The organism is Myroides sp. C1519, from assembly GCF_038039755.1.
GTDB classification, from domain to species: domain Bacteria; phylum Bacteroidota; class Bacteroidia; order Flavobacteriales; family Flavobacteriaceae; genus Flavobacterium; species Flavobacterium phaeum_A.
The window spans coordinates 26,486-41,578 of the sequence record NZ_JBBPHM010000020.1 but is presented as its reverse complement, the minus strand read 5'-3'; the positions used below and the strand labels follow the sequence as shown (position 1 = coordinate 41,578).

Annotated in this window: 15 protein-coding genes; 9 read left to right on the top strand and 6 right to left on the bottom strand. The window is 30.6% G+C overall.

Features of this window, described 5'->3' with window-relative positions:
• Nucleotides 1–58: 58 nt before the first annotated feature.
• Complete coding sequence (locus AABL81_RS11220) at nucleotides 59–1,294, bottom strand: hypothetical protein (RefSeq protein ID WP_341341060.1); 1,236 nt, start codon at nucleotides 1,292–1,294, stop codon at nucleotides 59–61.
• A 4-nt stretch (nucleotides 1,295–1,298) separates the two neighbouring features.
• Nucleotides 1,299–2,531 (bottom strand): site-specific integrase, encoded by a 1,233-nt coding sequence (locus AABL81_RS11215; protein ID WP_341341059.1) that lies wholly within the window; start codon nucleotides 2,529–2,531, stop codon nucleotides 1,299–1,301.
• A gap of 540 nt (nucleotides 2,532–3,071) precedes the next feature.
• On the opposite strand from AABL81_RS11215, the gene AABL81_RS11210 reads away from it, so the two are divergent.
• The 7 genes from AABL81_RS11210 to AABL81_RS11180 all read left to right on the top strand — a co-directional run bounded on the left by AABL81_RS11210 (nucleotide 3,072) and on the right by AABL81_RS11180 (nucleotide 8,541).
• Nucleotides 3,072–3,893, top strand: a complete 822-nt coding sequence (locus AABL81_RS11210) for a hypothetical protein (protein WP_341341058.1) — start codon at nucleotides 3,072–3,074, stop codon at nucleotides 3,891–3,893.
• A 91-nt stretch (nucleotides 3,894–3,984) separates the two neighbouring features.
• Nucleotides 3,985–4,272 carry a helix-turn-helix transcriptional regulator gene (locus AABL81_RS11205; RefSeq protein ID WP_341341057.1) on the top strand — a complete coding sequence of 96 codons (288 nt, stop codon included), beginning with the start codon at nucleotides 3,985–3,987 and terminating at the stop codon, nucleotides 4,270–4,272.
• Nucleotides 4,273–4,371: 99 nt separating this feature from the next.
• The gene (locus AABL81_RS11200) at nucleotides 4,372–5,613 is read left to right on the top strand and encodes a primase-helicase family protein (RefSeq protein WP_341341056.1); all 1,242 of its coding nucleotides are present in this window, start codon (nucleotides 4,372–4,374) and stop codon (nucleotides 5,611–5,613) included.
• 193 nt (nucleotides 5,614–5,806) lie between these two features.
• Nucleotides 5,807–6,715: a toprim domain-containing protein gene (locus AABL81_RS11195; protein ID WP_341341055.1), complete on the top strand. Its 909-nt coding sequence runs from the start codon at nucleotides 5,807–5,809 to the stop codon at nucleotides 6,713–6,715.
• A gap of 98 nt (nucleotides 6,716–6,813) precedes the next feature.
• Nucleotides 6,814–7,113, top strand: a complete 300-nt coding sequence (locus tag AABL81_RS11190) for a plasmid mobilization protein (RefSeq protein WP_341341054.1) — start codon at nucleotides 6,814–6,816, stop codon at nucleotides 7,111–7,113.
• 1 nt (nucleotide 7,114) lies between these two features.
• Nucleotides 7,115–8,029: a relaxase/mobilization nuclease domain-containing protein gene (locus AABL81_RS11185; RefSeq protein ID WP_341341053.1), complete on the top strand. Its 915-nt coding sequence runs from the start codon at nucleotides 7,115–7,117 to the stop codon at nucleotides 8,027–8,029.
• Nucleotides 8,030–8,031: 2 nt separating this feature from the next.
• Entirely contained in the window at nucleotides 8,032–8,541 is a 510-nt protein-coding gene (locus AABL81_RS11180; protein WP_341341052.1) for a hypothetical protein, read from the top strand.
• A 28-nt stretch (nucleotides 8,542–8,569) separates the two neighbouring features.
• On the opposite strand, the gene AABL81_RS11175 is transcribed toward AABL81_RS11180, so the two are convergent.
• Nucleotides 8,570–8,968, bottom strand: a complete 399-nt coding sequence (locus tag AABL81_RS11175; protein WP_326366471.1) for a helix-turn-helix domain-containing protein — start codon at nucleotides 8,966–8,968, stop codon at nucleotides 8,570–8,572.
• 230 nt (nucleotides 8,969–9,198) lie between these two features.
• Between AABL81_RS11175 and AABL81_RS11170 the strand changes: the two genes are divergently transcribed.
• The gene (locus AABL81_RS11170) at nucleotides 9,199–9,600 is read left to right on the top strand and encodes a helix-turn-helix domain-containing protein (protein ID WP_341341051.1); all 402 of its coding nucleotides are present in this window, start codon (nucleotides 9,199–9,201) and stop codon (nucleotides 9,598–9,600) included.
• Between the two features lie 285 nt (nucleotides 9,601–9,885).
• Nucleotides 9,886–10,356 (top strand): JAB domain-containing protein, encoded by a 471-nt coding sequence (locus tag AABL81_RS11165; RefSeq protein ID WP_259637847.1) that lies wholly within the window; start codon nucleotides 9,886–9,888, stop codon nucleotides 10,354–10,356.
• Between the two features lie 165 nt (nucleotides 10,357–10,521).
• Here AABL81_RS11165 and AABL81_RS11160 read toward each other — a convergent pair whose 3' ends face one another.
• From AABL81_RS11160 to AABL81_RS11150, 3 genes are read right to left on the bottom strand one after another with little or no spacing between them, the layout of a single operon-like run.
• Complete coding sequence (locus AABL81_RS11160; RefSeq protein WP_341341050.1) at nucleotides 10,522–11,721, bottom strand: GIY-YIG nuclease family protein; 1,200 nt, start codon at nucleotides 11,719–11,721, stop codon at nucleotides 10,522–10,524.
• On the bottom strand, nucleotides 11,714–13,708 hold the full coding sequence (locus AABL81_RS11155; protein WP_259638356.1) for a DEAD/DEAH box helicase: 1,995 nt from the start codon (nucleotides 13,706–13,708) through the stop codon (nucleotides 11,714–11,716). The genes AABL81_RS11160 and AABL81_RS11155 overlap by 8 nt, the downstream gene beginning before the upstream one ends.
• Before the next feature lie 19 nt (nucleotides 13,709–13,727).
• Nucleotides 13,728–14,843: a Fic family protein gene (locus AABL81_RS11150; protein WP_259638357.1), complete on the bottom strand. Its 1,116-nt coding sequence runs from the start codon at nucleotides 14,841–14,843 to the stop codon at nucleotides 13,728–13,730.
• Nucleotides 14,844–15,093 lie beyond the last annotated feature (250 nt).

Sequence of the window (15,093 nt, the reverse complement as noted above, 5' to 3'; positions counted from 1 at the left end):
TTAAAAAAAAATATTACAGACCATTACACATTAATATAACAATCTGAATAACAGGTTATTATAATATATTTTTTTGAATAGATATTGCCCAATCATTAATGTAATTACAATCCGCTAAGAATTCTTTACTATTTTTTTCTTCTCGAATTATATACTGGTTAATTGTTGTTTGCGACAAACTATTTCCTTTAAAATAAGTGTATAATATTTTAGGTAATTTTTTTGGAACTAATTTAATGGAGTCGCTATTCTTTAAAAAAATAAAAATAGAAATGATGTAATTAAAGACTTGTTTATTACTAGCTACAATACTGTTTAATAATCCATGTGCATAATATAAATCGTCTCGGCTAAATGAAGGATAAGTCTGAGTACAAGAAGAAAAAAACAATTCGAATACATTAGACTCTTTATAGATGAACTTTTCTTCGCATATAAATTCAAAAAATGAGCGAAGTATCTCTTTTGAATAATCTAATCTATCTTCAGGAAAATCATCATTAATCTGAAATAATTCATATTCAGAAAGCTCAAAGAGAGGAATCTCTTTTTGAAAATATTCCTCTTGCCCTATTATTTTCTCAAGCTCTTTTTTAGTTATTATAGCATTTTCAGAAATAAACAACTCCATACCATTTTTATAGTTATGGTAAGATATATTGGGCACAAAATTCATATTTAAATACCTAAAAAAAGTATCTTTCAAAATTATAATATTTTGATGATTAGAAGAACCTACTCCTGAATAAAGTTCTTTAGATATAAAGTTTACAAATCTATTTACAGCAGTTTTCTTGTCATCTAGAAATAACAAGCCAAAACAATTAGCTAAAGTCACTTTGTTCTTCTCTAAATTCTCATTAATTTGAAAAAGTGCTTGAAAAATAAGTTGATCTAAAACATTCAGAAAGTAATTTACATCTCCTTTTTCAGAGATACTAAATTGTTTACTTATTGATTTATCAAGAAAACTAACTCTAACCAAAAAATTAAGCTTGAAAGCTAATAATTCACATAAATAATGTAACTCTGAATTCTTCTTCTTTCCTTCAGAAAAACTTAGAAAAACCTTTTCCTGTAAAGTCATAAAAGAACTCGTAGAAATATTTTCTATTAAATCAAGCTTGAATTTTTCCTGTAAAGGACCTGTAAATAAGTCAATTAAATCATTATAATCAAAATGCATAACAAGTTCTTTTTCAACACTTGAGAAAGAAACTTCAGATCCAGAGTGCCCTTGTAGGTACTCCATTAATTGTTCTAAAGGTGTTAATATTTTAAATTCCTTTTTCATTGGATTATATATTTTCCCATTTGTTCAACTCTTTTTGTTTAAATGATTCCCCAACGTGCACGTATCTTCTAAAGCTTCTTTCGTCTTTATGATTGGTGGTACTTTTAATTACTCGCTCTGAAATTCCTAAAATGATACTATTAGTAATAAATGTCTTTCGCCCTACATGAGAGGTAATTACATCACACTTTCTTACTTCTGTATCTATCCTATTTGCACCTATATAACGAGTTAGTCTAATCTTGTCTGTAATTCCCACCTCTTCACAACATTCTTTAAGTCTCTCATTCAATTTCTGAGAAGTGATTCTTGGCACAGGGCTATAAGGAGTGTCTTTATACTTCTCAAGTATCTCTTTTGCAAATGATATTAAGTAAACCTGATGATGAACTGTCTTAGTCTTAACAACAGTATAATTCAGATAATCATCAACTATATTACAATCTCTAAGAGAATAAATATCACTATGCCTTTGCCCAGTAAAACAAAGGAAGCAAAACATATCACGCGCTCTTTCCATAGATCTATTTTCAAAATTGTGATTATAAAGTTTCATCAATTCATCCATAGTCAAAAACACTACTTCAATTTCATTATCAACTCTTTTTATCTTTTTAAACTCAAGACTATCATGATAACCTCTATTAAAAGCCCATTGCATAAAAGCTTTTAAAGTTGCTATTAGCTTCCCATAATAATTATTCAATGTTTTACGTTCAACAAAACAATACTCCATAAAAGCCTCCTCAAAACGAAAATCTATCGTATCAAAACGTAGTACATATTTTGTAGATTTAGCAAAGTCCATATAAAAAGCTTTTACAGAATTATATTTAACTACGGTAGACTTAGCCTTAGAAATAGTAGAAACTTTAATATACTCACTAAAAGCATCAAAAAAACGAATAGATACACTTACCGCTTCTAACTTATATTTCTCCTCAAATAATTTTTCTGTAAATGAAATAGAATTAAACCTGAAGAAATCGAAGATATGTTCAACTTTATTAATAGTATTTGTCAATATTGCATTATACTCTTTATAATCTGCATATAGATTTTTATCCTCTTTATTTATATTACGAATTTGGTTAATCTCTGGATCCCAATCTTCAAGCTTAGTCTTGATACTTATATTTTTTCTTATTCTGACTTTGGGAGCAGTAATTATTAAGCGAATAGGAACCATATTATCCTTATCTATTTTATCTTTTCTAAGCTCAAAATAATACTTCATTGTAGTTGCTTTTTAAGGGGGGCTGGCCAAGGGGGCAAACTTTTTACACAAAAAAATAGGAGCTTTTCCTATTTTAATTTTTTTTTTCATTGAAATCTTAAAAAAACACTCTAAAACCCCAAAATTTACGTAGGGGGCAAATTAGGGGCTAACAGTATAATTAAAATGAATTAAAACCAGTTAAAACAGACTCAAATAAATTGTATTAAACTGATTATCAATGAGTAAAAGTATGTAAAAGCTCATTAAAAAACAAAACAAGTTCAGGTGGGACCACTAAAATTTCAAAGAAGCATCTATTGTAAAATAGGTGCTTTTTTTATGCCCTTTTTTCTCGTTTCACTTCATCAGTACAACATACGTACAACATTTTGTTCTACCCCACAAAGATACTAAAGTTTTCATTTTGTTTCATTTAGCTTCTTTTTTAGTCAAAAATAGCAAAAGTGAGACTTCAAGTGCCATCTCGCCTTTGCCTTTGAAACACTTCATTATATTGCATTTAGTTATATTTCAAATCCTAACTAATAACAATGCACTATGAATACCTTAATTGAAACTCCGTTTTTTTTCTTTCATCAGAAGTTAGAGAAGTTTAGCTCGATTACTTTGTCTAAAAAATTCACCTACATAATTGCACCATTACTACCAATATCATCATTGATTGTATCGGTAGCACTTTTGCCGTATTTCTATAACTTATCAAAGTGGTATATTCTTTTACCTTTGAGTGCATTAATTTACTCAGTACTATTATTAACCGCAGTAATTAATTTCCTCAAAGGACAAAACATTTTCTTAATCAGCCATCTAAACTTAATATACCGACAATCTTTTAAATCATTTCAAAACTCAACAGAGTATCTACTATCACTCCCTGTTGAAAAGATAATTTCAATCGATACAGCTCCTATTGAAAAAGAAAAAAAGTACAATAAGGATAATGTATTTACTTTCAATACTACACATGATACCATCATAAAAGAAACCTTATATCAATTAAAGAAAGAAGTTATTAATGATGATACAACTGTGGAGGATTTTAAAAGAGCAATACTATACTGCATTATTAAACATGTAGGACATATAGAACCCTTTATCAAATTAGAACTTCAATCCCAACATTGTGCAATGTTTTTGGAATCGTTCTTTATTCCTTTTGTACAGCTATTTACTCTACATAAAACCACACTTAAAGAAAGTTGTCGTTATTTTCAATATGCAACAGCAGAAAGTCATTCTGCAATTAACTATGATTCTATAAATAAAAAGGGAAGAAAACTAATCACTAACGCTCATAAAGAAACATATGCTAAGATCTTAGAAAATGTAAAAAGTCAGTTGTCTAAAAAAACGTTCTAAACCTTAAATTAAATGTCAGTTCACTGACAAACCACCGTTTCAGATAGCTTCATTCAAATAGTTTAGCGTCATAATTCAAAAAACATTTATTATGACAACGCTAAAAATCATCCAAGAGCTTAACGAGATTAAGCTAATGATTACCAAGGGTAATCAGTTTCAGAAAGAGATCTTTACTATTAAAGATCTAATGGCTTATACTGGTTTTTCAGACAGTACCATTCACAAATTAACTTCTAAGAATTTAATTCCTCATCACAAACCAACCAATGGTACCTTATTCTTTGATCGCCTTGAAATAATTGAATGGATTAAACAGTACAGAGTCTTTACAGACGAAGAAGTTTTATCGCAATTTTCAAAACAGTTAAAAAAATAAAAGCATTGATAGCCCTACTATCAATGCTTAGATAACTATTTCTATAACTCAAAGAAAAGAGTAGTAAATGTAACTACTTCTTTCTGAAAATTGTTTGATATGACTACAACTGCAACAGAATACATTCGAATAGGAACAGATTACTATGCGATAAGAAAGAAGAACGTAAACGGCAAAGAAATCATTGTCGAACGCAAACTATGGAAAAAGTCAGAAATCATCACTGACTTTGGAAAAGACATGATTAAAGAACTACCAAAATTCTTTGGTTATAAATGTGAACCCAGTCACATTAATTACGCTCATTTTATAGGAGATTATTTTAATTCCTACTCTCCTATTCTATATGATATAGACACTACCTCTGTACTTTCATTAAATTCACTTAAAGAGCAGATACCTATTACCTTTTATTTTCTACAACACATTTTTGGAAATCAATACTTACTTGGTATAGATTACTTTAAAATCTTGTTGTTCTATCCCGAGCAAATATTACCAATCATAGTACTTGTATCAAGAAATCGTGAAACAGGGAAAACTACCTTTCTAAACTGGATAAAAGAAATCTTTGATAAAAATGCTGTCTTTATCAAGGCCAATGCATTTACCGAAAAGTTCAATAGTGAAATGGATAGTAAACTTCTCCTGTTAATAGAAGAAGTAAAATCTGACAATAAAGATATCGTTGAAGCAATTAAATACATCTCAACAGCAATGTATCAATCCATTGAATACAAAGGACAAGAAAAAGTTGAACAGAAATCTTTTCTTAAGATTATTATGACTAGTAATCACGAGCATAACTTTCTAAAGATAGATAAAGAAGAAACAAGGTTTTGGGTGATTAAAGTTCCAATGATAAAAAATAGAAGCACTGAGTTCTACGCTAAGCTTATTAAGGAGGTTCCCATTTTTTTAAACTACCTCTATAGAGTGCCTTTCACGACTGAAAAGAAAACACGAATGTGGTTTACTCCTGAATTAATACATACAGAAGCTCTACACAAATTAAAACACGACTTAGACCTTCAAAACAAGAACCTGATTCTTGACATACTTGATATCATTTTTAATGAATTTGATATTAATGAACTAGACACTACTCCATCTGATATTAATGCCCTTTTAAACTATTATAACAGAGGACATAATATTCCTATGCGAGAGATACAGACCATACTTGAAAATATTGCCTTAGTACGATCAACGAATTCCAATAATTATGAGCGGATCAAAATTGAGGACAATACATTAAAGCGGATTATTCACAAAGGGAAATACTACAGAGTTTTAAAAGACACTCTTTTAAATCAGATGACAGATGAGAAATTACTGTAATAGATAGAATATCACTCATTTCATAATACTTCATAGTATCAAACCCTTGTCATCTATAGTTCATCTGCAATCATCTAAAACAATATTCTTTTAAAGACACAATCAAACTCAGATGCACAGATGACAACAAAATGACATAGAGATATTTTATTAAAAACTAAATATCAACTACTTACACCTAAAAACAATAATTATGACCTATCAAGAAGCAAAAAATATATCTCTTATCTCTATTTTAGATAACATAGGGATAAGACAATCTAAAATTAATAACAAGGAAGCCTGGTACTACTCTCCTTTTAGAATAGAGAATACACCGTCATTCCACGTAAGTGTAACTAAAAATGTTTTCTATGATTTTGGAGATAGTACATATAAGGGCAATGTCTTAGACTTTGTAATGTTGTATTACAAGTGTGATGTAAAAGAAGCTCTTAAGATTTTAGCAAACAACTCTTTTTCTTCTCACCAGTTACCTTCTAAGGTAGATACTTGTGAAAAAAGAAAAGACTATCAAATTAAGGCTATCATACCGCTTAGAAATAAATACCTAATACATTATATCAACCAGCGAGGTCTATCCCTTAAAATAGTTCAGAAGTACTGCAAAGAAGTACATTACACTATTGGTGACAAAGCCTATTACGCAATAGGTTTTCAAAATGAACTTGGCGGAGTAGAACTCAGAAACAAGTATGTCCAAATATGCTTAGGTTCTAAGTCGCTTTCTTATATAGACAATGGTTCAACTACCGTATTTATATTTGAAGCCTTTATAGATTTCTTATCATTTCTCACTCTTAAACCAAACTTAGAGTACAAGTTTGATTATATCATCTTAAACTCGGTTTCTACTTTGGACAATACACTAATTAAACCTCCAAACAATTATTTGTACAAAACCTTAGATAACAAAGTAATGTTTGAGTCAAAGTACAAGAGTATTATCGCTTGCTTGGATAATGACAAAGCTGGCGATAAAGCAACGGAAAAATTACTCACTGCATTTCCATTAACTACAAAAGATGCGAGGATGAGATATAAATATTACAAAGATCTCAATGATTATTTACTTAGTATTAACCGCATTGAACTGACGTAAGAATTATCGAGATGTGTCTTTGTCCTTACAAATTGAAAATTTGAATCGGAACAAAGACCACTCGTTTTTCTCCCGAAGGTCGCAAAATTGGCAAGACGATGAAAAGAGAACATAAGATAGAATTTAGAGTTACCCTAACAGAATCTCTGCTTATAAAAACCAAAGCAGATAAAATTGGTTGCAGCGTTTCTGAGTACCTGCGTAATACTGCACTTGGGTACGCACTTAGCTACAAACTAACACAAGATGAAATTGAGGTTTACAAACTACTAAATAAGTTTGCTGATAACTTTAGGAGAATTGGCAACCTATTTAAACTGGGTGATACCACAGGTGTAAAAGAAGCTACTATTGAAACCTCAAACTTAATTAGAGATCACCTTCAAAAACTAAAGTAATATGATAGCTAAAGCAAAAACATGTATTGGAGGAACAGCACTTTTTAATTATGTGATTAATCCAAACAAAGGCTATGAACTTGTTAGAAACAATCTTTCGGGGGAAACTCCGAAAGATATGTTTCAAACTATGCAGATTCTACAAAATCAAAACTCACGCTGTAAAAACAATACAATCTCCGTTGTTATCTCACCTACTATTGAAGATAGTAAGAAGATGACAGATAAAGATTTAAACAATCTTGTCCATGATTTTTTAGTTGGTTTAAAGTTAGATCCCAAAAATGCGCAATACATCGCTTTTGTTCATACTGAAAAAGAACACAAGCACATTCATATACTTGCTAACCGTATTGATGAAAATGCAAAGGCATTAAAGGATAATTATATCGGATTTCAAGCCCAACGCATTGCTCATGAAATAGCTTTAAAATATGGTTGGATTTCTATACGACAGGAAAACGAAAACAAAAAAGAACAAGTAAAAGCTAATCAGAAGCAAGTAGCCCAAGAGATTAAAAAAGCACACTACCTTGTTTTAAAAGAGCAACCTAAAAGTTTACAGCAGTATATTGATATGATGCGTATGCATCAAATAGAAGTAAAACCGAGTGTAAACAAACAAGGCAATATTCAAGGGTATCGATTTATTCATTTACCTACAGGTACAAACCTAAAAGCAAGTGAAGTTGACCGCAATCTAAAACTAAATGAGCTGTTTGAAAATAATACTCCCAAACGTAGTGACGATTTATTTCACGCTGTTCTGTTCAAAGACCAAGACAAACAAATTTCATTTGAGAATTGGAATACAAACACAGCAAGCCTGTTTAGTTTTCTAAACTCTTACAGCAATTACTATGAGGACTATGCTCCTGATATCACTAAAAAGAAAAAACGAACGATAAGACGATAGTTATGGCAAAGCAGCAACCAACACTTACAGAACTCACTGAGCTACTTTTTAAGCAAGTAGTTTACTTGCAAGAAACAATGAAGCAGAATATCGCTCAACAAACTGAACTTTCAGACAAAATAAACAGCATTGAGGTAAAAGTAAACCTGTCAGAACTTCGTAATCTTGAAACTAAAAATAGAAAAAGACTACAAAATGATTTTACTGCATTTCAATCTAAACTTGGAGATAGTAAAGAGGAACTTTTAAAAGTATATAGAGCGATTAGCAACAAGAAGATGTTTTACTTGATTGCTCTTAATATTTTTCTCCTCTTCACAAGTGGAGTATCAATGTACATTGCCATAGATAAATCAATTAATAGCTCTGATTACAATCACTTAATAGAGGCTAATTCAAAAGTAAAACTTGAATTAAATCATCTGAATCAGTTTTTTAAAGAAAACCCTAAGAACTATGAGGTATACAAGAAATGGAGAACCGAAACAGAGGTAAAAACAAACAAGTCTTAGTTTTAAATAACTAAGACTTGCTTTCGTTTTATTTTTTTGATAGCATCTTCTCTAAGTATGCTATTTTCTCTTTCTCCGCTTCTAATAGGCGCTCATAAAGCTTTTTATTTTCTTCATGTGCTTCGATTAATTTATCCAGTGGATTAAAAGTACAGAAGTTGTTATAGATTGGGCTATCGGTAATAGTACTATTGATAATATTCATTACTTTATCATCAGAGTATTCCTTGATAGCGTCAATAGGCACCTCCAATATTTTAGCAATGTTTTCTAATTTAGAATCTTCAACAGACTCACTGTTTTCAATAATAGATACTTGTTGCTGACTAACGCCTAAAAGCTCAGCTAACGTTATTTGCTTCATTCCCTTTATTTCACGGATTCGACTAATATTTTTTCCTATATGTTTACGAGTAGCTGTTGTCATGGCTTAACTTATTAGGTTCAACAAATATACAAAAGAGGTTTATTAAAACCTGTAACCTCTTTCATTCTAATGATAGCGTAAGATACTAATTTTCAATTGTATTATACAAGTAAAATTAGTTCGCTACTGTAGTTTATCATGTCAACTTTGATAATAAAACGCTACTTTATTACATACATTAATTAGTAATCAGTCTTTTACAAGTATTCATCCAAAATCTTAAATCAATTATGGAATACAAGATACACCAGGGAAGAAACATAAAACGTTTCAGAGAAATGCTTGGAATCAAACAAGAGGTTCTTGCATTTGATTTAGGAGATAATTGGACTCAGAAGAAAATCTCATTGTTGGAGAAAAAAGAGGTAATTGATAATTCACTCCTACAGGAGATTTCTGATATACTTGCTGTACCTATTGAAGCCATTAAAAATTTTGATTCAAAACGAGCTCTAAATATTATCTCAAATACACACATTGAGCCTCCAATACAAGAATATCATTACGATACTATTAATCCAATTACTGCCATAGTACAGTTACACCATGAAAAGATTGAATTGTATGAGCGAATCCTCAAAGAAAAAGATGAGATGATGAATCGTTTAGAGAAACTGATTCAAAATAAATAGGTACTTATAGAAAAAAGATAGAATTACTGTGGAAGGTATTCTACTTTTTTTTTTTCATAGATAGTAGTTTAAAAACGTTTAATGTGATTAGGTCTTAATAAGACTTGGTTTTTAGGTTTTATTTTTTATTAATAATTGCACAAAGTTAGGCAATGCCTTGCGGTTCGCTAACAAGAAATTCCCCCATAAATACTTGACTAAAGTCTTCACTTTATTGCGTTGCTTCTTGCGCTCGCTAAGCCATTACCAATTGTGGCTCCATAATTAATTTAAAAATTTAATATTATGGAAACTACAGTTTTAAACACAGAATGGCTTATTGCATCAGAAGTAGAATTAATTTACAAATCAAAAGTAAAGGCTTCACAGAGACCACAGATTACATCTTCTTACAGTGCATATCAAATAGCATTAAAAGCATGGGATAGTAATAAGATTGAATTATTAGAACAGTTTAAAGTACTTATGCTTTCAAACAACAACAAAGTACTTGGAGTATTAGAAGTTTCCACAGGAGGGATAACAGGTACAATAGTAGATTTAAGAATCATTTTCTCCGCTCTTTTAAAAGCGCATGCAGTGGGATTTTTGATTATACACAACCATCCGTCAGGAAAATTAGCACCAAGTGATGCTGATAGACAAATTACAAGAAAGATTAAAGAAGCAAGTAAAATACTTGATATTAATCTTTTAGATCATTTAATTATAACAGCAGAGAGTTACTACTCTTTTGCAGATGAAGGCATCTTATAAAGTGCCTTTATTTTTTTAAAGAGGTAAAACTATAAAGATGCTTTTACAGTTTTACTTCTTTAAAATATTAAATAATTATTTACTTTATATACAAATACACCTCCAAAAATAAACTTATTGATCTTCTTTTAGTATGAATCACACTAATATCTCACAAATGCTATACTACTTTAGAATGACCCTCTTGTTTTCAACATTATACTTGTAGTTTATAATACTCCCATTTAAAAGAAGCTGAATTACTTCATCAATGATATGCAATGGAACCACAAACCATTCTCTCGGAACAAAGCGATTTCCAGATTCGTCATATAAATCAACATTTAAACAAACCTCTGCAAAAAAACGATGAAGTAAATTTTCAAAAAATTGTATATTTAAACTATAACAGCTATAAGATGCTACAACTTCTACATCTGCAAATAAATACGTCGCTTCTTTTGATGCGTTTTTAATACGCTCATGAACAGGAGTTTTTGAAAAACCAATTTTATATAAGTTTTCTAAATTCTGGATTTCTGGATTTTCTGATTTTGATTTTAAAACATAAATCCAACCACTTTGAATATCTTCTTCTTTTAGAGAATTAAAATTTTCCTGTAATTGGTTGTATATTCCTTCATCTGTATTGGTAACGATTTTACCATTTTTTTGAATTGCCTTACCTAAAGAACGGAACAACATATTCGAGATAGTTCCATTCTCAAAAATAGTTACTGTTCTTCCTTCCAAACGAATTCGATCTCCAGACTTATTTTCTTTTACAACTTTTTCAGCATTTGAAACTTCTAAATAACACAAAATCCCGTCTACTAAATAAAAATTACCCTCTATTAAATTATCTTCCGCATTAGTAAAATTTAATAATTTACGCTTTCCTTCCTTAAGCTCTTTATGAACTTGCTTAAACATTTGGTCGTATTTTTGAAAATCTCTTTCTGAAATAGATTTTCTCTGCGCAATATAATCTGCACTTGTTCTACTACCTTCTTTTGGAGTGTATTTAAATTCAAAAATAGAAGTATCTCCTTCATTATCTAATAATCCAAAATCATCATCACATAAAATATCCTCTAATGTTTCAATTTTTAATTCTACTTCTCCTAAAAGATTGAAGCGATCGAACGTTTTCAAGATACTTTTATTTCGTTCATTAGCTCGAAAACCTTTCAATCTAGCTGACAATGTGTATTCTGACATAGAAGTTGTAGATGGTTCTCTATTATGTTTTTCAAAAAACAAATTGATTTCTTCAAACGAATCAATCAAACGATCCTCGTCTGTACGAACAAAAGATTGTTTTTGTTGTGATTCTAATAATCCAAAATCATCGTCATTAAATATATCGTCTAAACTTTTAGCCATTTTGATTTTTTCTACGTTTTGCGTCTTGCAAAAATAATAAAGCTTGTGCTAATCTTTGTTCCTTTGGATCATGCGAATTAATATCAGGAGCGTTCCCTGTGTTCGTTTTCCAACGTTTAATAGCTTCCCAAGAAGCAATCGCTTCTTCTTCGGTCATTTCTATTTTCGTAACATTAATTGTGTCTTGAATAGCCTTTAAAACAGATGTTGTTACATTTTTAGACAAAATCTCAAATGCCTTCTGAAACGGATTAATGGTATCGATTAAATCAATATGAATATCATCAATATTAACAAAGCTTCCTGCCATGCGAATGAATTTCTTTGAACCATGCTCTTCTACTTCACCATTTTTAATAACAGAATCAACAACTACATATTGACGAATTGCTTCCACATCTTCTGCTACTAAATCAGGATAAATCTCCCGAATAATCTTTGGGATTAAAACCGTATTAATTACTTCAGGTTCTAAATTCCCGGGCATTGCCTTTAGCATCGTATCATCTTGAAGAATACGTGCTTTTAAATCGTTTAAATCACTTTCAATAATATCTTTAGCTCTTTGTGAGGTTGGTTTTTTAAATCCTCTTATTTTGATCGTATTTTCATCGTCTGACTCTCCTTCATTTTCATCAGGATCATCCATTGGCTTGAATTTAAAATTTGGAGCTAATACTTGTTCCATCAACAAAGATGCTGTAATTGCTTTTAGCATATTGTTTACAGATAGTCGCACATCATCATCAACGGCATCAGGTTGTGCAATAAGATTGGTAAACTGTGCGTGCATTTTATTACTGCTATCTCTTGTAGCTCTACCTATAATTTGAATAATCTCGGTCAACGAACCTCTATATCCTATCGTTAAAGCATGTTGGCAGAAGGGCCAGTCAAAGCCTTCTTTTGCCATGCCTAAAGCAATAATCATATCAATATCATCGGGAGTTTTTACACCTCGTAAATAGGCTGTAATTTTATCACGTTCTTTCTGAATATCGTTAACCAAATCCGCAATTTTCAAGATTCTTCCAGAACGTTTACTTTTTACATACATAACACCTGTTTCTGTATCTTGATATTCTAAGTCGCCTATACAATCAATAATGTGGTTAACTTCCTCTAATTTTTCTTTTGAGGATTCTGCCGAATTTACGCTTGGAATATGAATAATAGTTTTAAGATTTTCGTCTAAAATCTCTTCCAAGGCAGACATTCCTCTTTCATCATCGTGCTTATAATATCTTCCTCGATAAAAATGATAACCAATTCCTAACGATTTTAAATATTCATAACCGTTAAGCTGATCGTAATAATTGTAAGTAACCTTAATAAACTTCTCTTCATCTTCAGGTAGTAATACAGGTACACTATCGCCACGAAAATAAGAACCTGTCATAGCAACGAGGTGAGCCGTAGATTTTTCCATAATTCTACGAATTACATTTCCTAAAATATTATCGCCATCGGCAGAAACGTGGTGAAATTCATCAATAGCCACTAAACAATCATTAAAATCTGTTTCTTGCAAACCTTCAAAAGCAAAACGCAAAGTGGCATGCGTACAAATCAATACTTTTTCATCTGATTGAAGAAATTCTTTGAATGCTTTTACTTTGGAAGTATCACTACCTGGCGAACAAAGATTGTATCTATTATTTAATTCCCAATCGGCATAAAAACCGTATTTTTTTAGTTCATTGGGTGCAAATGAATTTCCGATAGAGCGCTCAGGAACAGCTACAATTACTTTTTTTATTCCTTGATTAATCAGTTTGTCTAAAGCGATAAACATCAACGCTCTTGATTTTCCTGAAGCAGGCGGAGCTTTTAATAATAAATATTGTGCAGAGCGAGCTTCATAAGCTTTTGCCTGCATCTCGCGCATTCCTAATTCATTAGTAGATTTACTTTTACCTGTTTGAGCATAAGTAACATTTACCAAATTAATAGGTTTTATATAGTCTGTATTCTTATCTTTTTCCATTTTTACAAATACTTTAAGTTTACACCCTAACTAATCGCATCAGAGGTTCAAAAGAATACATTGCAGCTCTACGTCCTGATGATTCTTCTCTCAAAACTAAATACCCATTATCTAACAATTTTCTAATAATCAAAACTGCTGTTGCATTTGGGATTTTAGTTGTATTAACAAATTTATTATTTCTAAATACTGGATAAGTAAATATGAAATCTAATATTTCCATATTCCATTTTGAAGATAGCAAATCAGAAAATTCTGTTTTTGTGGTTTCGTACAAATTTTTAATACTTTCTGCTATTTCTAAATTTCTGATGGCTTGACTTTCCACAGCATTTAAGAAAAAACGAATCCACTCATTCCAATCATTTGTTTTAGAAACATTACGCATCTCTTCAATATATTCGTCTTTATTTTCTTCAAAATATCCACTAATATAAAAATGAGGTTGTGAAAGAATTTTTTCTCGCCATAAATTCAGCGTTATCAACATTCTTCCAATTCTTCCATTTCCATCTTTAAACGGATGCAATGCTTCAAACTCTAAATGCATAATAGCTGTTTTAATTAATGGAGGAAAATTACTTTCCTCTAAAAATTCAAAAAGCCTTTCTAATCCATCATTAAGATTTTCAGGTCGAATAGGAATAAATTGAATTTCCTTTTTCAATCTATCCGCTAAATAATTTTGCTCTTTTTTAAACTCACCTGGAGATTTATTTGCGCCTCTACCTAAGTACAATAACTGTTGGTGCATTTGTTTAATAAAGCTTAATGAAAAATTATAGCCACTTTCTAAGGCATTTTGTGCACTTTTTAAAGCTCTTTGATACAAGATAGTTTCAATAACATCTGCTTTTGCAGTAGCTGTGTCTTCTCCTTCATGATCAGCTTCATATTGAAGTATTTCATCCATCGTGCTAATGGTGCCTTCTATTCTGGAAGATATTACCGCTTCTTGATTTCGTAAAGGTGCTAATAGAATTTCAGTGTTATGTAGGTTTTTCAGCATTTGGTCAAAACGAGCCAACGCATCGGTAGCTTGTACCAACTCTTGTATAAAAAGGGAGTAATTAATATTTTCTGGTGGGAAACTGCCGTAATGATAATCTACTGCTTTGTCTAAATTGTAATCCATACATTGCTATTTTGAATACAAATTTAAATAAAAAAACACAATCAAATGCTTTTGTTTACAAAAAACAATATAAATGTGAATACAAAAACTTTTGATTACAATTTATGTAGACAAAACTCTTTGTTTACAAAAAAACACAGATTTATGTAGGCAAGCCTTTTTGATTACAAAAAATGAAAACAAACCACCTTGATTACAATAAACACAAAATTGATGTAAACAAGATAGTTTGATTACAATTTATGAAGAC